This is a genomic window from Spongiactinospora gelatinilytica (assembly GCF_003236385.1).
Classification (GTDB): Bacteria; Actinomycetota; Actinomycetes; order Streptosporangiales; family Streptosporangiaceae; genus Spongiactinospora; species Spongiactinospora gelatinilytica.
Genome location: NZ_POUA01000012.1, coordinates 30,930 through 48,189 on the forward strand (window position 1 = coordinate 30,930; position 17,260 = coordinate 48,189).

Annotated in this window: 16 protein-coding genes; 6 read left to right on the forward strand and 10 right to left on the reverse strand. The window is 70.8% G+C overall.

The annotated features are described in order from the left end of the window. Window positions 1-12 precede the first annotated feature (12 nt). Both C1I98_RS03050 and C1I98_RS03055 read right to left on the reverse strand, forming a co-directional pair. Window positions 13-486 carry an OsmC family protein gene (locus tag C1I98_RS03050; protein ID WP_111165515.1) on the reverse strand — a complete coding sequence of 158 codons (474 nt, stop codon included), beginning with the start codon at window positions 484-486 and terminating at the stop codon, window positions 13-15. Between the two features lie 33 nt (window positions 487-519). Beyond that, a complete protein-coding gene (locus tag C1I98_RS03055) occupies window positions 520-2,130 on the reverse strand; it encodes an FAD-dependent monooxygenase (RefSeq protein WP_146607260.1) in 1,611 nt (536 codons plus the stop codon). Between the two features lie 191 nt (window positions 2,131-2,321). Between C1I98_RS03055 and C1I98_RS03060 the strand changes: the two genes are divergently transcribed. Beyond that, window positions 2,322-3,020, forward strand: coding sequence for an IclR family transcriptional regulator (locus C1I98_RS03060; protein ID WP_111165517.1), 699 nt, complete (start codon window positions 2,322-2,324; stop codon window positions 3,018-3,020). Between the two features lie 178 nt (window positions 3,021-3,198). Further along, window positions 3,199-4,380 (forward strand): homogentisate 1,2-dioxygenase, encoded by a 1,182-nt coding sequence (locus tag C1I98_RS03065; RefSeq protein WP_111165534.1) that lies wholly within the window; start codon window positions 3,199-3,201, stop codon window positions 4,378-4,380. An 84-nt stretch (window positions 4,381-4,464) separates the two neighbouring features. On the opposite strand, the gene C1I98_RS03070 is transcribed toward C1I98_RS03065, so the two are convergent. The 6 genes from C1I98_RS03070 to C1I98_RS03095 all read right to left on the reverse strand — a co-directional run bounded on the left by C1I98_RS03070 (window position 4,465) and on the right by C1I98_RS03095 (window position 10,262). Next, window positions 4,465-5,571, reverse strand: a complete 1,107-nt coding sequence (locus tag C1I98_RS03070) for a branched-chain amino acid ABC transporter permease (protein WP_158557889.1) — start codon at window positions 5,569-5,571, stop codon at window positions 4,465-4,467. A gap of 7 nt (window positions 5,572-5,578) precedes the next feature. Further along, on the reverse strand, window positions 5,579-6,478 hold the full coding sequence (locus C1I98_RS03075) for a branched-chain amino acid ABC transporter permease (RefSeq protein WP_111165519.1): 900 nt from the start codon (window positions 6,476-6,478) through the stop codon (window positions 5,579-5,581). Window positions 6,479-6,489: 11 nt separating this feature from the next. Continuing rightward, the gene (locus C1I98_RS03080; RefSeq protein ID WP_111165520.1) at window positions 6,490-7,305 is read right to left on the reverse strand and encodes an ABC transporter ATP-binding protein; all 816 of its coding nucleotides are present in this window, start codon (window positions 7,303-7,305) and stop codon (window positions 6,490-6,492) included. Next, window positions 7,302-8,105, reverse strand: a complete 804-nt coding sequence (locus C1I98_RS03085) for an ABC transporter ATP-binding protein (RefSeq protein ID WP_111165521.1) — start codon at window positions 8,103-8,105, stop codon at window positions 7,302-7,304. The genes C1I98_RS03080 and C1I98_RS03085 overlap by 4 nt, the downstream gene beginning before the upstream one ends. Then, window positions 8,102-9,364 (reverse strand): ABC transporter substrate-binding protein, encoded by a 1,263-nt coding sequence (locus C1I98_RS03090; protein ID WP_111165522.1) that lies wholly within the window; start codon window positions 9,362-9,364, stop codon window positions 8,102-8,104. Before C1I98_RS03090 ends, C1I98_RS03085 begins: the two co-directional genes overlap by 4 nt. A 241-nt stretch (window positions 9,365-9,605) precedes the next feature. Continuing rightward, window positions 9,606-10,262 (reverse strand): peroxiredoxin-like family protein, encoded by a 657-nt coding sequence (locus C1I98_RS03095; RefSeq protein ID WP_111165523.1) that lies wholly within the window; start codon window positions 10,260-10,262, stop codon window positions 9,606-9,608. Between the two features lie 178 nt (window positions 10,263-10,440). On the opposite strand from C1I98_RS03095, the gene C1I98_RS03100 reads away from it, so the two are divergent. From C1I98_RS03100 to C1I98_RS03110, 3 genes are read left to right on the forward strand one after another with little or no spacing between them, the layout of a single operon-like run. Beyond that, a complete protein-coding gene (locus tag C1I98_RS03100; protein ID WP_111165524.1) occupies window positions 10,441-11,583 on the forward strand; it encodes an alpha/beta fold hydrolase in 1,143 nt (380 codons plus the stop codon). Then, window positions 11,580-12,665, forward strand: a complete 1,086-nt coding sequence (locus C1I98_RS03105) for a mandelate racemase/muconate lactonizing enzyme family protein (protein WP_158557890.1) — start codon at window positions 11,580-11,582, stop codon at window positions 12,663-12,665. Before C1I98_RS03100 ends, C1I98_RS03105 begins: the two co-directional genes overlap by 4 nt. A gap of 29 nt (window positions 12,666-12,694) precedes the next feature. After that, window positions 12,695-13,651 carry an MBL fold metallo-hydrolase gene (locus C1I98_RS03110; RefSeq protein ID WP_111165526.1) on the forward strand — a complete coding sequence of 319 codons (957 nt, stop codon included), beginning with the start codon at window positions 12,695-12,697 and terminating at the stop codon, window positions 13,649-13,651. A 16-nt stretch (window positions 13,652-13,667) separates the two neighbouring features. On the opposite strand, the gene C1I98_RS03115 is transcribed toward C1I98_RS03110, so the two are convergent. Beyond that, window positions 13,668-14,666, reverse strand: coding sequence for an ABC transporter substrate-binding protein (locus C1I98_RS03115; protein WP_199536688.1), 999 nt, complete (start codon window positions 14,664-14,666; stop codon window positions 13,668-13,670). Between the two features lie 41 nt (window positions 14,667-14,707). Between C1I98_RS03115 and C1I98_RS03120 the strand changes: the two genes are divergently transcribed. Beyond that, a complete protein-coding gene (locus C1I98_RS03120; protein ID WP_233507104.1) occupies window positions 14,708-15,571 on the forward strand; it encodes a S1C family serine protease in 864 nt (287 codons plus the stop codon). Here C1I98_RS03120 and C1I98_RS03125 read toward each other — a convergent pair. Beyond that, a complete protein-coding gene (locus C1I98_RS03125) occupies window positions 15,560-16,927 on the reverse strand; it encodes a glycosyltransferase family 4 protein (protein ID WP_233507103.1) in 1,368 nt (455 codons plus the stop codon). The two genes, C1I98_RS03120 and C1I98_RS03125, sit on opposite strands and share 12 nt — an antisense overlap. Window positions 16,928-17,260 lie beyond the last annotated feature (333 nt).

The following is a 17,260-nucleotide window of genomic DNA, read 5'->3' on the forward strand; positions in this document are numbered from 1 at the left end:
CACCGGGGAGGGTCAGACGGTCTCCAAGGCGGTGGTGATCTCCACGCAGCCGCCGATGGTCCGGGCGATGGGGCAGTGCCGGGTGTGCCGGTCGTGGGCGCGTTCCACCTCGGCGCGGTCCACGCCCTCGGCCAGGCGCAGCCGGTAGCGCACGTGGACGGCGGCGATCCGCAGGACCCCGCCGTCCTTGACGATGACCCCCTCGGCGTCGGAGGTCAGCGCGCCGTCGGTGGTCGGCTGGCCGAGCCGCGCCAGCATGCCCGACAGCGTGCCGGTCAGGCATCCGGCGGTGGCACCGACCAGGTAGTCCAGTGTGGTGGCGTGCGGCTCGATGGTGTCGAGCGGCACCTTGTAGTGCTCGGCCACCCCGCCGTGCATGCCCATCGGCACCTGCCCGTCCAACGGCACGGTGACCAGCTTGGTACGCCCGGGCGCGGCCTGCACGCTCACCCGGGAGATCTCGGCCACGGCACTGCTGTCGATCATGATGCTGCTCCTTGTCGTAGGCGGGGGTGGCGGTCAGCCGGCGGCGTTGGACGCCTGGGCGGTCAGCGCGCCGAAGTCGACGGGGGTGCCGTCCAGCGGGACGACGGCCGCCACGTAGCAGTCGGGGCGCACGAGGTAGACGACGTCCTGCTCATCGGCGTAGATGTCCCACATCTCATCCGACAGCACGGTGAGCACGCCGGTCCCGCTGGTGGCGGGGGCCAGGATGGAGCGGCGGACCCAGGCGGGGGCCGCGATGGCGTCGAGTTCGGTGCTCAGGCCGGAGACCAGGCCGTTGCGGCCGGGCACGGCCAGCAGGGTCACCTCACCCGCCATCGCGGCGCGCAGCGTGGTGGTACGGCTGCCGTCGACGCAGCGCAGGTCGGGCAGCGGCGCACCGGGCCGCACCCGGGGAGCGGGCAGCAGGGCCTGGGCGGTCAGCGCCGAGTCGTGGTAGGGGAACGGCTCGTACAGCTTGCCGCAGTCCACCCGGTGCGCCTGGCCGGGGTCCGCGAGGGCCGCCGCGAGGGCGGCGTCGCGCACCTGGCGGCCGGACTCGTCGTCGGGGGTCATGAACTTCATGGACGCCCCGGTCACCGCCAGGTTGTGATCGGCCGCGGCGGCCCGCTCGGCCTCGTAGCTGTCCAGCAGCGCGGGGCCGGCCTTGCCGTTGAGCACGAACCCGAGCTTCCAGGCCAGGTTCTCCGCGTCCTCCATGCCGCTGTTCATGCCGCGGGCGCCGAACGGCGAGACGACGTGGGCGGCGTCGCCGACCAGGAACACGCGGCCACTGCGGAACGCCGAGGCCCGGCACTGCTGGAAGGTGTAGGTGTTGCTGCGGACCACGCGCACCGGGTGGTCGCCGATCACGGTGGCGATCCGCGCCGCCACCCGCCCGGGCTCGGTGAGCGTCTCGGCGTCGGCGTCCAGCGGGATCTGCCAGTCCAGCCGCCACAGCTTGCGGGTCACCCCGTGCATGAGCACGATCCCCTCGGGGTGGAAGGGCGGGTTGAACCACAGCCGCCGCTCCCGCTCGAAGGGCAGGTCGGCCTCGAAGTCGGCGACCAGGAAGCGGCCCTTGGTCTGCCAGCCGTCGAAGGTGATGCCCAGGCGGCGCCGTACGCCGCTGCCGATGCCGTCGGCCGCGACGAGGTAGGCGCCGGTGTAGGTCTCCGGCCCGTCGGGGCCCGCCGCGGTGACCCGCACGCCGGAGTCGTCCTGCTCCAGGCCGCCCACGGCGCGCCCCAGCCGGATGTCCACCAGGCCGGTCGCGAGAGCCGCGTCGTAGAGCATCTCCTCGATGCGGAACTGCGGGAAGTTCACGAACGGCGGGTAGATCTCCTCGCCGTGCGGGGGGAACCTGAGCTGGAGTATCTCCTGGTCACCGTAGTATGTGCGACCAAGCGACCAGCTCGCTCCATCATTGACGATCTCATCCGCCAGGCCGAGGCGGTCGTACAGCGCGAGGATGTCGCGCTGCACGGTGACGGCCCGCGATTGGCGGCAGCTCGGCTGTTCACGGCGTTCCAGCAACACCGAGCGCACGTTCTGCCGGGCGAGCAGGAGTGCGGTGGCCATGCCAACGGGGCCCGCGCCCACGATGACCACGTGGGGGGAAGAACCTGAGTTGTCCGGCAGAACCATCGCCACCTCCGACTTGACCGATATTCGGTTATTGTGACCGGCTATTGCACATAGCGTGCCTTGTTCGCGGCCGGACTTCAAGGGGTGCGGCGCGACTCATGTTGGCGTAGGACCGCGCAGTGCGCGATAATCGCTCACGGGCCCCGATTTTCGACAGACTGTAATCCCGTCGTTTCTCCTGGGAGTGAGCCGTGACCGAGGAACCAGCCCGACCTGGCGAGATCGCGCAGACGCTCGATCGGGGGCTGCGCCTGTTGGAGATCCTCGCCGAGGCGGACCCGGACCAGGGCCTGTCGCCGACCGAGGCCGCCGCCCGGCTCGGTGTCCACCGTTCCATCGCCGCCCGGCTGCTGGCGACCCTGCTGCGCCGCGGCTTCGTCCGGCGCACCCGTGAGGGACGGTACCTGCTGGGCATGGGCCTGTTCACGCTGGCGCGCCAGGTGTCGCAGAATCTCATGGTCGTGGCGGGGCCGTTGCTCACCGAGATCGCCGAACGGCTCGACGCCACCGCGGTCATGCACGTGGCCGACGGGGACGGCGCCGTCACGCTGGCCTCGGTCGAGCCCAAGCGGGCCAGCTTCCACATCGGCCTGCGCACCGGCTCGCGCCACCCGCTGGGCACCGCCGCCACCGGCATCGCCATCCTGGCCGGCCGCCCGGCCGAGGCCGGTGAGCGCGACAAGGTCACCCAGGGACGCAAGCAGGGGTACGTGGTCACCACCGGCGAACTGGTCCCCAACTTCACCGGCATCGCCGCCCCGATCGTGGTCAACGGCTGGTGTGACGCCAGCGTCGGCGTGGTCATCCCCAAAGAGCGCAAGCACGACGAGAAGGTGCTGGCCGGCGAGGTGATCGCGCTGGCCAGGAACATCGCGATCGGCCTGACCTGAGCCCGCGCCCGCGCCGAGCGCGGGCATCACGGCCCCGGAGCCCCGAGCGGGCACCGGGGCCTTTTCGCGTCTCCGGGCGATTGACAACCGTCCTTCCTATACGCGAGGATCGCCGATATACGAACTCTATCACCGATAATCGAACACGTACAAAACTCGATCTTGGATTGAGGTGGGCATGGTCTACTACAGGCGTCTGGGAGAGGTGCCGCGTAAGCGGCACTCCCAGTTCCGCGGCGCCGACGGCGCCCTCTACCACGAGGAGATGCAGGGCGAGGAAGGGTTCACCTGGACCCAGTCGTTCCTGTACCACCGCAAGATCCCGACCGCCATCACCGCGGCCGAAAGCCACGCCGACGGCGGCGGGCCGCTGAGCCCCAACGACCCGCTGCTGCCCCGGCACCTGCGCACCCACGCGTACAAACCGGGCGGGGACCCGATTTTGGACCGGCGGGTCCTGATGGGCAACTCCGAGGTGACGATCTCCTACGTCGCCGCCGACACCGACAGCCCCCTGTACCGCAACGCGGTCGGCGACGAACTGGTCTACGTCGAGTCCGGCTCGGCGGTGCTGGAGTCCTCCTACGGCCGGATGCCGGTCGGCGACGGCGACTACGTGGTCATCCCCACCTCCACGACGCACCGCTGGCGGCTGCTCGGCGATGAGCTGCGGCTGTTCGTGGTGACCGCGTCCGGAGGCGGGCACATCAGGCCGCCCAAGCGGTTCATGTCGCCGTTCGGGCAGTTCCTGGACGGCTCGCCGTTCAACGAGCGCGACATCCGCGGCCCGGAGGAGCTGACCTCCGCCGAGGGGCCGGCCGAGGTCTACGTCAGGCACCGGCGCGGCGTCACCCGCTACAGCTACGCCTTCCACCCCTTCGACGTGGTCGGCTGGGACGGCTACAACTACCCCTACGCGCTGTCCATCCGCGACTTCACCCCCTCCACCGGCGCGCTGCACCTGCCGCCGCCGACCTACATCACCTTCGAAGGACCGGGCTTCGTCATCTGCTCCTTCGTGCCGCGCATGTTCGACTACCACCCCGACGCGGTGAAGGTCCCCTACAACCACGCCAACGTCGACTCCGATGAGGTGCTGTTCTACTGCGGCGGCGATTTCATGAGCCGCGCGGGCACGGGCATCGGCATGGGGTCCATCTCCCTGCACCCCGCCGGCTACATCCACGGCCCGCAGCCGGGCAGCGCGGAAAAGAGCCTGAAGGTGGCCAGGACCGAGGAGTACGCGGTCATGGTGGACACCTTCCGGCCGCTCGACCTCGGGCCCGACCTGAGCGAGGCGGAAGACCCCGGCTACGCGTGGTCATGGGCCCGCGGCGCCGGCGTCGACATCGGCGGGTGACCGCCCGCCCGGTCTCGCCCAAGGGCCCCGCGACCACGGTCGCGGGGCCCTTCGCCGTCCGGAGCGCGAGCGGCCTCCGGAGCCTCAGGCGGCCGGTGTGCGGTCGGCGGCCACGGGACGGCGCGGCGTCAGCGCCTTGCGCGCCCGGGTGGCCAGCGCCGCCAGGCCCTTGGGCTCGTAGAACAGGATGAGCACGATCATCCCGCCGTAGAGGATCTGCGCGACGTAGGCGGGCCCGAAGTTGGACACCGCGCCGCCCATGCCCGGGATCGCATCGCTGTAGCGCTGCAGCAGCAACGGCAGCGAGGACACGAACGCCGCTCCGGCGATCGCCCCGGCGACCGACGCCTGCCCGCCGATCACCACCATCGCCAGGTACTCCAGCGACAGGAACAGGTCCCAGTACTCGGGCACCACCCGCTCGAACAGCAGCGCCAGCAACACCCCGGCCAGGCCCGCGTACACGCTCGACAGCGTGAAGGCGACCGATCGGTACCGGGCCACCCGCACGCCCAGCGCCGCCGCGTGCACCTCGCCGTCGCGGATCGCCGCGAACGCCCTGCCCACCCGGCTGCGCAGCACCAGCACGGCGAACACCGTGGTCAGCGCCAAGATGAGCAGCGTGACGTACCACCCGCGCTCGGCCTGGCGCAGCGGCACCCCGAACAACGACAACTCCGGCTCGACGCCGAACACCTGGAAGGAGCCGATGCTCAGCTCCGGCACGTTGCGCCCGTTGTAGCCGCCGGTCAGCGGCTCGGCGGTGAACAGCACGTGCTGGCCGATGAAGACCAGCGCCAGTGAGGCGACACCCAGATAGATGCCCTTCAACCGGCCGGCCAGCGGGCTGAAGGCCAGCCCCGCCAGCCCGGCGAGCGCCACCGCGACCACCGCTGCGGCCAGGCTGGGCAACCCGAGGCCCCAGGATTCCTCCGTCGCCGGGGAACTGAGCCAGATGTACCCATAGGCGCCCACGGCCAGGAAGAACGAGTGCGCCAGGGAGAGCTGGCCCACCCGCCCGACCAGGATCATCAGCCCGACCGCGCCGATGGCGGCGGCGAAGGCGAAGGACCCGAGGTTGAGCCAGAACCGGTCGGCGTACAGGGGGATCGCCAGCAGGACCACACCCGCCACGACCGCCACGGGCACCCGCCAGCGGACACCCGCACGCGCCTGCTTGGAAGAGGTCAACGCCGCCTTAAACACGGACCGCCTCCCGTATCCCGAACAGCCCGGCGGGCCTGGCCAGCAATACCACCAGCATCAGCACGTACGGCGCGGCCTCCTCGAAGCCCTGGCCGAGGAAGGCCAGGTGCTCGCCGTACCCGCGGACCAGGACCTCGCTCAGCCCGACCAGCAGCCCGCCGGCGATGGCGCCGGTGGTGGAGTCCAGCCCGCCGATGATCGCCGCGGGCAGCGCGCGCAGCGCCACGGCCTCGACCGAGGTGTCCAGCCCCGGGCTCGGATAGGCCACGATGAACAGGCCCGCGCACACCGCCAGCGCCCCGGCCACGGCCCACGCCGTCGCCGACACCCGGCCGAGCCGGATGCCCATCAGCGAGGCCGTCTCGGGGTCCTCGGCCGTGGCCCGCATCGCCACGCCGAAATCGCTGCGGTGCAGCCACAGCTGGAACAGCACCAGCAGCAGCGCGCTGACGACCAGCGCGGCGATCCGCGCCTCGGCCACACCGATGCCCAGGAACCGCACCACCTCGTTGCCCCACGGGTCGCCCGTGGTGAGGATCTGCGAGCCGATCCGCCGGTCGACCTCGGTCAGCAGCACCACGTCCACGCCGATGGTCATGATGCTCGCCGCGACCACCGCCTGCGTCCTGCGGAACCTGGCGACCAGCACCCGGTCGACCAGCACGGCCAGGACCGCGGCGGCGGCCACGCCCAGCGGAAGCGCCACCCAGAACGACAGCCCGTGCAGGCTGTAGGCGCTGGCCGTCACGTACGTGCCGAACATCAGCAGGCTGGGCTGGGCGAAGTTGACCACGCTGGACGATTTGTAGATGACGACGATGCCCAGGGCGACGAGCGCGTAGACGGCACCGAGTGACGCGCCCTCCACCAGCATCGAGAGAAGTTGTGCCATGAAACCGGCTCCTAGGATGGCGGCTGGGACTCGGAACGTGCCTTTTGCGCGGCGCCGGCCCGGCCGAGGTAGGCGGCGATGACCGCTTCGTCGGAGGTCACCCGGCCGGGCGGTCCGGTGGTCACGACCTGGCCGAAGTCCAGCACGGTGACCTGCTCGGAGATGCCCATCACCAGTCCCATGTCGTGTTCGACCAAAAGGACGGTGATCTGCCGTTCGGCGGCGATCCGGCGGATGGTGTCGCGGACCTCGACCTTCTCGTGGGTGTGCATGCCGGCCGCCGGCTCGTCGAGCAGCAGCAGCCGCGGCTCGGTGGCCAGGGCGCGCGCGATGTCCACCCGCTTGGCCTCGCCGTAGGGGAGTTCGGCGGCGGGCAGCGCGAGCAGGTGGTCCACGCCGAGGAACTCGGCGACCTCGCGTACCTTGGCCCTGGCCTCCCGCTCGGAGCGGCGGGCGTACGGCAGGCGCAGCCCGGCGGCGAACACCCCGCCCCTGCCCAGCCGGTGCCGGCCGAGCAGCAGGTTCTCCTCCACGGTCAGCCCGGCGAACATGGACGCGTTCTGGAACGCCCGGCCGACGCCCAGAGCCGTCACCCGGTGCGGCGCGAGCCCGATCAGCTCGCTGCCGTCCACCCGCACGCTGCCCTCGGCGGGCTTGTAGATCCCGGACAGCACGTTGAAAAGGGATGACTTGCCCGCGCCGTTGGGGCCGATGACCGCGTGGATCGTGCCGGGCTCGGCGGTGAAGGTGACCCCGGAAAGCGCCGTCACCCCGGCGAACCGGACCGTGACGTCGCTGACCTGCAAGCGGGCGCCGGGCGCGGTCATGGCATGCCTCCTCGTACGTCGCCGGGGATGGTGGCGGCGATCTCCTCGTCGGGTTCCCCGCCCAGATACAGGCGGCGCACCCGGTCATCGCCGCGCAGGCGCTCGGCCGCACCCTCGATCGCCACCTCGCCCACCGAAAGGACATAGGCGTGGTCGGCCAGCTCCAGGGCGACCGCCGCGTTCTGCTCGACGACGAGCATCGCCGTTCCCTGGCCGTGAATCTCGCGCAGCAGGTCCACGATCCGGTCGATGATCTTCGGGGCGAGGCCCAGCGACGGCTCGTCCAGCAGCAGCAGCCGGGGCTCGGCCATCAGAGCGCGCCCGATGGCCAGCATCTGCTGCTCGCCGCCGGACAGCAGGCCCGCGGCCTGGCTGCGGCGCTCGCCGAGCACGGGGAACAGGTCGTACACCCGTTCCAGGTCGCCGGGCCGTTTGCCCTTCGGGTTGCCGTACCGGCCCGCGCGGAGGTTCTCCTGGACGGTCAGATGGGCGAAGACCCGGCGTCCCTCGGGGACCTGCACGATGCCGGACTTGACCCGGCGCTCGGCGCCCACGCCGTCGATGCGCTCCCCGGCGAACCTGATCTCGCCGCCGGTCATCCGCCCGGCCTGGCGGGTCAGCACCCCGGAGATCGCGCGCAGCAGCGTGGACTTGCCGGCGCCGTTGCTGCCGAGCACCGCCACGATGCCGCCCTGCGGGACGTCCACGCTGACGTCTCGCAGGGCGGTCACCGCGTCGCCGTAGCGCACCCCGAGGCCGCGCACCGACAGCAGCGGCTCGTCAGTACCCCGTCCGGTCATCGTGCCTGGTACTTCGCCGTGTCCGGGCCGGTGTAGCCGCTCTTGACCAGCTCAAGGCCGCCCTCGGCGCCCTTGGACGGCTTCAGGATGAAGGTCTCGGTGGACGGCGAGACGCCCGGCTTGGAGAAGTCCAGCGGCACGGTGGTCTGCTGGGTGTCGTAGGAGCCCTTCTGCCGGAACGCCTTGGACAGGCCCTCCCTGCTGAGGTCCTTGTTCTCGCACGCCTGGGTGATGGCCTGGTCCATCACGCTGGCCGCCGCGTAGCCGAGGGTCACCCACAGGCTGGGGGTGATCGACTTCTCGCCGGACTTGGCGTAAAGGTTCCTGACCTGCTCCGGACCGGCGCCCTCACCGGCGAACGGCGCGGCCGAGCCGACCACGAGCATGTTCTTCTCCATGGCCGTGCCCGCGCCGGTGGTCAGCGACTCGGGGGAGAAGCCCGGGGCGGCGGCCACGATCGGCACGTCCAGGCCCTCCACGTCGGCGACGGCCGCCGCGGAGGAGACCTGGCGTCCGGACGCGCTCACGAACAGCGCCTTGACGCCCGCGTCGGCCATCTGCTTGACCTGCCCGGCAAGGTCGCTGACCGTCGGGTCGATCTGCTGGCCGACCACGGAGATGCCGTTGGCCTCGGCGGCGAAGGTGGCCCCCGCCAGGCCGGGCTCTCCGTAGTCGCCCTTGAGGTAGATGTAACCGATCTTGTCGCCCTTGGCCAGCTTCTTCTCCTCGATCAGGTAGCCGACCGCGTTCACCATCTCGATGTCGTAGGTGGTGCCGGGGATGATGATGGACTCGCTGTCCTTGACGCTGGGGGACCAGCCCATGGACACCGCGAGCACCTTGTCCTGCTCCAGCTTGGGCAGCACGGCCAGGGTGGTCGGCGAGCCGACGGTGATCTGCAGGGCCAGGACCTGCTGGGACATGTCCGAGTACAGCGACACCGCCTTCTGCGGGTCATAGCCGTGGTCGCGGGTCACCAGGTTGACCTTGCGGCCGTCGCAGACGCCGCCCGCGGCGTTCTTGGCGTCCCAGTAGAGCTTCACTCCCAGGTTCTGCTGCTTGTCGATCGCGGCGAACGGCCCGGTGATGTCGGTGAGCAGGCCCAGGTTGATGGTGGAGCCGTCCACACCGGGCCCCGTGGGCATGCCACCGGAGTCCTTAGCACTGGTCTCGGCCTTGGTGGAGCAGGCGGCCACGGTGGTGATTGCGAGGGTGGCCGCGCTCAGCGCGGCGGCCATACGGAGCGTGCGGGATGGCATGCGTCCCCTTTCGTACCGGTACGGGTCGGCGTCCCGTCGGAGACGCGTGGCCGCGGGGCAGTAGAGATCACGAGGTGGTCGTGGGGAGAGAGCAACCTGCAACCGATATTCGGTCACACTGTGCGACTATCGTGCTGTGGCCCATCTGGCGTGTCAAGAGGATGGCCAAATGGCAACAGGAATGATGCGGGGGCGGCGAAACGGCCGTTTCGCCGCCCCCAGGGGGGGTGGGGAAGGAAGGTCAGTCGGCGGCGGCGCGGATCTCGCGCACGGCTCGCAGGGCTTCGCCGGGTTCCATCCGGGTCCGGTAGTTCATCGTCACGTGCCGGGCCCGCACGATGCCGGTGGAGTCCAGCACGAACGTCGCGGGCACCGGCAGGCTCCACCGGCCGTCGGGCTGCTGGCGGGCGAGTGCGGCGGCGGTGGCGTCCAGCAGATGCGGTTTGATCTTCTCGGGCAGCTCGAACTTCACCCGGTAGGCCGCCATCACCTCCTGCTCGGCGTCGGACAGCACGTCATAGGCCAGGTCGTGCTTTTCCTGCATGGACAGCGCGTCATCCGGCAACTGGGGGCTCACCGCCATCAGCCGCGCCCCCGCCTCCTGGAACTCGTGCAGAACCGCCTGGTAGGCGGCCAGTTCAAGGTTGCAGTACGGGCACCACGAGCCGCGATAGAAGATCACGACGACCGGCCCCTCCGCGAGCCGGTCCGAAAGCCGTATTTTGGATCCCAACGCGTTGGGCAGCACGAAGTCGGGGGCCTTCTCTCCGATCTCCAGCCCCGGGACTAGGCCGGCGGCCTCGATCTCGGCGAACGCCTCGTTGATGGCCTGCTTGGCCTCCTCGGGCCGCTGTACCGACGCGGCCTTGGCGGCGAGGATCTCGTTGAGCGATTGCACGGCATCATCTCCTTAACCGTTATCCGGTTGCCATGTTCGTAGTTCGAGCGCTTGTGTTAGGCGCATCCTCGGAAGCCACCCGGGCCACTGTCAAGACGCCAGGGGGTGCGCTAGGGTGAACGTTACCGATATATGGTGAGCTTAACCGTTAATCGAACGCAGGTGAGGTGGTCGGAACATGGCTGAGCGGGAGCTGCTCACCGTCCCCATCGGGACGGCGGCCGCGGCCTCGGAGGTCTACTCCGGGGTGGCGCGGATGGCCGGGGTCTTGTGGTGCTCGCGGGTACGCGCGCACCCCGGACGGCGCGCCGACACCGCCGTGGTGGTGGTCCACCCCTCCTCCAACTTCCTCGGCCACTACGCGCTCGGCGCATGGGCCGAGCGCGGCGTGGACGCGGTGGCCATGACGACCCGCTACCTCGGCAACGACTCGGTGCTGCTGCTGGAGAACTGCGTGCTCGACATCGCCTCCGTCATCACCCACCTGCGCGCCGAGGGATACGAAAAGGTCGTCCTGGTCGGCAACTCCGGCGGCGGCGGCCTGGTCGCCCTCTACCAGGAGCAGGCCCGCCACCCCAGCATCACCGCCGCCCCCTACGGCGGCGGCCCCGACCTCACCAAGGCCCACCTGCCGCCGGCCGACGCCCTGGTCATGCTGATGGCCCACCCCGGCCGGGCCAACCTGCTGGTCGAATGGCTCGACCCCGCGGTACGCGACGAGGACGACCCCTTCGACCGCGACCCCGAGCTGGACATGTTCGCCGCGCACAACGGCCCCCCGTACGCGGAGGAATGGCTGGTCCGCTACCGCGCCGCGCAGCGGGCGCGCAACGAGCGGATCACCGACTCGGTGATCGCCAAGCTGTACGAGCTGGCCGAGCGCGGCGACGGCAAGGTCACCGACCTGCCCATCAGAATTCACGCCACCTGCGCCGACCCGCGCAACGTGGACCTGTCCATCGACCCGTCCGACCGCGCGCCCGGCACCCTGTGGGGCGAGCCGTACGAGGCGAATCTGCGGCCCACCACCCTCGGCCACCTGACCAGCCTGCGCTCCTGGCTGTCACAGTGGTCCATCCGCACCTCGCACGGCGACGGCCCGGCCCGGCTCGCGTCCGTGGACGTCCCCGTGTACGTCATCTACGGCACCGCCGACCAGGCGTGCTTCCCCTCCCATGCCCGCCAGTTGCACGACGCGGTCCCGCACGACAACAAACTGCTCACCGCGGTGGAGGGCGGCCGTCACTACCTCAACGGCCAGCCCGAACTCACCGCCGTCATGGCCGACGCCCTGATCGGCTGGATCGGGAAGGTCCTGTGAGCCGCCCGACGATCACCGGCCTGAGCACGTCCTGGGTGCGCGTCCCGCTCGGCGCGGGGCGCGGCGGCTCCGGTGCCACCCAGGTCGACCTGCTGCACGTCACCCTCACCGACGACGAAGGCGCCACCGGCACCGGCTTCACCTACGCCCTGACCGGGGGTGCCGAGGCGCTGTATGCCCTGCTCACCGGCCTGATCAAGGAGAAGGCCGAGGGCACCGAGCTGGACGCCTGGCCGCGCCGCTGGCACGAGATCGCCGCCGCGACCCGCAGGCTGGGCAAGGGCGTGGCGCTGCCCGCGCTGTCGGCCGCCGACATCGCCGTATGGGACCTGCGCGCCCGCCGCGCCGGGCTGCCCCTCTACCGGTTCATCGGCGCGCACACCGACACCGTTCCGGTGTACGGCAGCGGCCGCTCCACCCACGCGATGTCGGTGGAGGAGCTGATCGAAGGCTCGCGCACGTACGTCGCCGAGGGCTACGACGCGGTGAAGCTGCGGGTGGGCGCCCGGCGCGCGGAGGAGGACGTCGCCCGGGTACGGGCCGTGCGCGAGGCCCTGGGCGACGACCTGCGGATCATGGTGGACTGCAACGAGCGGCTGGACCTGCCCACCGCCGTGTGGCTCGGCCGCCGCCTGGACGACCTGGGCGTCTACTGGATGGAAGAGCCGCTGCCCGCCGATGACCTGGCAGGGCACGCCCAGCTCGCCACCCGCCAGGGCGTCCCCATCGCGGTCGGCGAGCACCTGCACGGCCGTCACGAGTTCGCGCACTACCTGCGCGAGGGCGCCGCGTCCGTGCTTCAGCCCGACGTGCCGCTGTGCGGCGGCGTCACCGAGTGGCTGCGGATCAGCGCGGTGGCCGAGGTGTTCGGCGCCGTGCTCACCCCGCACTTCCTGCCGGAACTGCACGTCAACCTGGCGGCGGCCGTCCCCAACTGCGCCTACATCGAGCACTTCCCGCTGATCGACGAGGTGCTCGCCGAGACGCTGCCGATCAGCGGAGGCGTGGCGGCCCCGCCGGACCGCCCCGGCCACGGCATGCTGTGGGACACCGCCGCGCTGGACCGCCTGCGGCACGCCTGAGCAACCACCACAAAGACGAGGAGCACACAGTGTCCAAGCCATTCGCCTCCACCGCCGACACCGAGGAAAAGCCCGAGATCCTGGAGGTCCTGGCCGACGGCGTGTACGCCCTGACCACGGGCGGCGACCCCAACGTGGGCGCCATCGAAGGAGAGGACTTCCTGGTCTGCTTCGAGGCCCGCGCCACCCCGGTGATGGCCAGGCGCTGGCTTGAGCAGTTGCGCGAGCACACCGACAAGCCGGTCAGGTACCTGGTCCTTTCGCACTACCACGCGGTACGCGTGCTCGGCGCCGCCGGATTCGACGCGCAGGAGATCATCACGCACACCGAGACCCGGCGGCTCATCACCGAGCGCGGCAAGGAGGACTGGGACGTCGAGTTCGGCCGGATGCCGCGGCTGTTCGCCGGCCACGAGACCATCCCCGGCCTCACCTGGCCCACCGTCACCTTCGACGACCACCTGTCGATCGAACTGGGCGGCGACCGCGGCACCGTCGAACTGGCCTGGGGCGGCAACGGGCACACCTCCGGCGACATCTACGCCTACGTGCCCAAGTCCAAGGTCCTGTTCGCCGGTGACCTGGTGGAGAACGGCTCGGCCGTCTACACCGGCGACGCCTACCACCAGGAGTGGATGACCACCACGCTCGACCGGGTCAAGGCGCTCGACGTGGACATCCTCGTCGGCGGCCGCGGCGAGATCGCCCACGGCCGCGCCGCCTCCCAGCGCGCCATCGAGCTGACCCGGGAGTTCCTCAGCACGCTGATGGGCGCGGTGCAGAAGATCAAGACGCGCGGCGGCACGGTCGAGCAGGCATATGTAGCGGCCCGCGAGGCCCTGCTGCCCGTCTACGGCGGCATGCCGGTGTTCGAGCACGCCATGGTCTTCGACACCTGGCGCGCCTGGGAAGAACTCGATGGAAGCGGCCCGGGCATCTGGACCCCGCAGCGCGACCGCGAGGTCTGGGACCGACTGACCGGCTGAAGACGGCGCGGGCCGCTCAGGGCGTCTGGCGGGGCAGGCCGGGCGGGTTGATCTCCGACTTGGGGATCGCCTCGTTGGCCAGCCCCCAGCGGTCGAGCACCTGCGCGTACTTCCCGTTCTCGATGACGGTCGCCAGCGCCTCCTGCAGCGGCCCGACCAGCCCGTTGCCCTTCTTGGTCATGGCCGCGATGAGCCCCTGCAGGTCCGGCCCGGCCCCGGAGAACGTGCCCACCAGCCGGGAGTCGCCGCTGACGGCGATGTTGTAGGCGAGCGTCGGGTTGGGCCCGAAGTACGCCTGGACCCGGCCGGACTTCAGCGCCAGCAGCACATCGCCGTACTTCTCGTAGTAAAGGATCTCCGCGGGCTTGCGGCCGGCGGCCGTGTTCTGCCGGTCCCAGTCCAGCAGCACCTTCTCCTGGTTGGTGCCGGCGCCGACCGAGACGCGCAGCCCGGCGATGTCGGCGGGCTCGGCGATCTTCTTGATCGGGCTGTTCGCGGCGACCTGCCAGGCGAGCTGGTCGATCCGGTAGGTGGCGAAGTCGTAGATGTCCTTGCGCTCCTCGGTGACGGTGACGTTGTTGAACACCGCCTCGTACTTGCCGGACTTGGCCGCCAGGAACAGGTCCTCCCAGGAGGTGTTCTCCGGAGCCAGCTCCAGGCCGAGCACGTCGGCCACGAGCTGGGCGATGTCGGTCTCCACCCCGATCACCGTGGTGTCGTCGGTGGCCGGGAACACCAGGGGCGGGGTGCCCTCGCCGTTGCAGCCCGATGTCCTCGGGCACCTTGGCCGCGATGGCGGCGACCTTCTCGGCGCGGATATCTCGGCGGCGTAGGCGGCCTGGTGCAGGGCCAGCCCGAGCGCCGCCGCGGTCAGAGGCGTGATCAGGTCCATGGTGCCGAAGTCGAAGAACTCCGGCCCGAACGGCACGCCGACCGACAGCCGGGGGTACAGCAGTGCCAGGTTGTACCAGAACAGCAGTTGCAAGATGAGCGGCACCGACCGGAACAGCCACACGTCACAGCCGCACGATGTCCCACTCCCAGGTGGGATTGGTGATGAGGGCGCTGGCGACCATCGCCAGCGCCACGAGCGGTTCGGCGGTGGTGTTCACCAACGACGGGTTCATGCTGACCAACGCCCGCGTGGTGGGCAGGTCCCGGGCGGGGACCATCGCCTTCGCCGACGGCGCCTCGGGCGACTTCGAGGTGGTCGGGACCGACCCGCTGTCGGACCTGGCCGTGGTGCGGGCCGAAGGCGCCACGCCCGAGCCCGCGGTGCTCGGCGACAGCGACGGCCTGGTCGTCGGGCAGTGGGTGGTGGCGGTCGGCAATCCGCTCGGGCTGACCGGCTCGGTGACCGCGGGCGTGGTGTCGGCGCTCGGCCGGTCGCTGCCCGCGCGCAGCGGCTCGGCCGTACGCCTGATCGAGGACGTCATCCAGACCGACGCGGCGCTCAACCCCGGCGACTCCGGCGGCGCGCTGGCCGACGCCGAGGGCAAGGTGGTCGGGATCAACACCGCGGTGGCCGGCGTCGGGCTGGGGCTGGCCGTGCCGGTGAACACCATAACGCGTTCGATCATCGCCACGCTGATGCGCGACGGCCGGGTCCGCCGCGCCTACCTCGGGCTGGTCGCCTCGCCCGCGCCGCTGCCCGACCACCTGCACCGCCGTACCGGACGGAGTACGGCGCTGCGGGTGATGGAGGTGGTGCCGGGCAGCCCGGCCGCACGGGCCGGACCGCGCGCGGGCGACCTGGTGCTGAACGCCGGAGGGCAGGCGGTCGATGACGCGCAGAGCCTGCAACGGCTGATGTTCGCCGAGACCATCGGCCGCCCGTTGCCGATCACCGTGCTGCGCAACGGCGCCCTGGTGGACGTGATCGCCGAGCCGGTGGAACTGGGGCCGCTGTCACAGCTCTGAGGCGGCGGGCCCGGCCGGCAGCCGCGGCCGGGACCGGCCCGCGCCGGACACCGGCTCGGGCCGGGGCTGCTCGGCCGCCGCCGCGCCGGGCTCGTGACCGAGGTCCGGGGAGGCGGCGGCCCTGCGCTTGTCGAGCAGCTTGACCAGCAGTTCCTCCCACTGCTCGCCGATCACCGAGCCGTCGTACTTCTGCACCGTCGCCAGAGCGGCCCGGCCGAGGCGGTGGCGCAGTTCCTCGTCCTCGATCACCTCGCACAGCCGCTCGGCCAGGGTCTCGGGAGTGCGCGGCTTGACCATCAGCGCGTCGTGCCGGTCGGTCAGCATCTCGCGCGGCCCGTGCGGGGAGTCGAAGCTGACGATGGCCAGGCCCTTGCTCATCGCCTCCAGGATCGTCAGGGAGAAGCCCTCGTGCCGGGAGGTCATCGCGAAGATCGACGCCTCCTGCAGCGCCGGGCCGACGTCGGAGACCGGACCCATCAGGAACGCGCTGTCGCTCAGCCCGCGATCACGGATGTCGGCGGCGAGGTTGTCCTGCTGGTTGCCCGCGCCGTAGATGCTCAACGTCCAGTCCGGATGGGCGGCGGCGACCTGCTCCCAGGCGGCCAGCAGCTTGTGGAAGCCCTTGACCCTGGTCAGCCGGCCCAGCGCCACGACGGTCTTGCTCGTGAGGGTGGACGGCCCGCCGGACAGCGGCGGCAGCGAGTTGGGGATGCGGGTCAGCACCCGCGGCTTGCGGCGCAGCGCCGTACGGTAGTCGGAAAGGTCGGCCTTGGTCAGGGCGACCAGCGCGTCCAGCCGGGGGTAACGCCGTTTGAGCAGCGCCTGCACGGGCTCGGCGTGGCTGCTCAGGCCGACGTGCTCCTGCCCGATGGTGATGGCCCCCGGGTGGGTGAAGCGGGCGGTGACGAGGTTGAGGCCCGGGCGGGTGGCGATCACGACGCCGGACGTCTGCCTGCGCAGGTAGCGGACCAGGAGCAGGTCGGTCCACAAGGTGAAGCGGTGGGCGGCGGCCTCCTCCTTCGGGATCAGCCTGCTCGGCCTGCTCGACAGCAGGCGGCGCAGCGGCCCCCCCGGGCCATCGCCCAGGCGATCGTCGAGGTAGCTGATCCGGACCCCTTCCGGAATGGCGAAGAAAGGCTCCTCCGCCTCGCGCAGAACGCTGACGATCTCGACGTCGTGCGTGGCCGCGAGCTGCCCCGCCAGGTTGATGACCGTCCTGATGGTCCCGCCCATGCCGTTGGCGTGTAGCAGCAAAATCCGGATGTCGCGAATCTGCGGCGGCGGGGCCTTTCGCGCCCGGCGCCTGTCGGCCGCCTCCAGCAGACGTACCGCCCCCCGCGCAATAGCTTTGCGCACAGCCGGAAACCCCCTCTTCTCATGGACCACCGCGTCCCCCTTCCGGTACACGGCGGGCTGAAACATCAGCCGGGGTGATTTCCGTATCACCACCGTCCTGCCGAAAACCGAAATGCCGGACTAGAACGAGAACCCCCCGAACCGTCCTGCGATTCATTAGACGCTTTGCGGTAGGGAAAACGTTGCTTTGCCGTCACAGAACCTCGCTAGGTGATCGGGCCGGGACGCACGGAGATCACATGCGGGCATGACGGGGCCCGGAGGCGGGTGTGAAGCGGGCGGCCGCCCTCGGCTTGGGAAGCCGAGGGCGGCCCGGGGTGGTCGGGGGTGGTC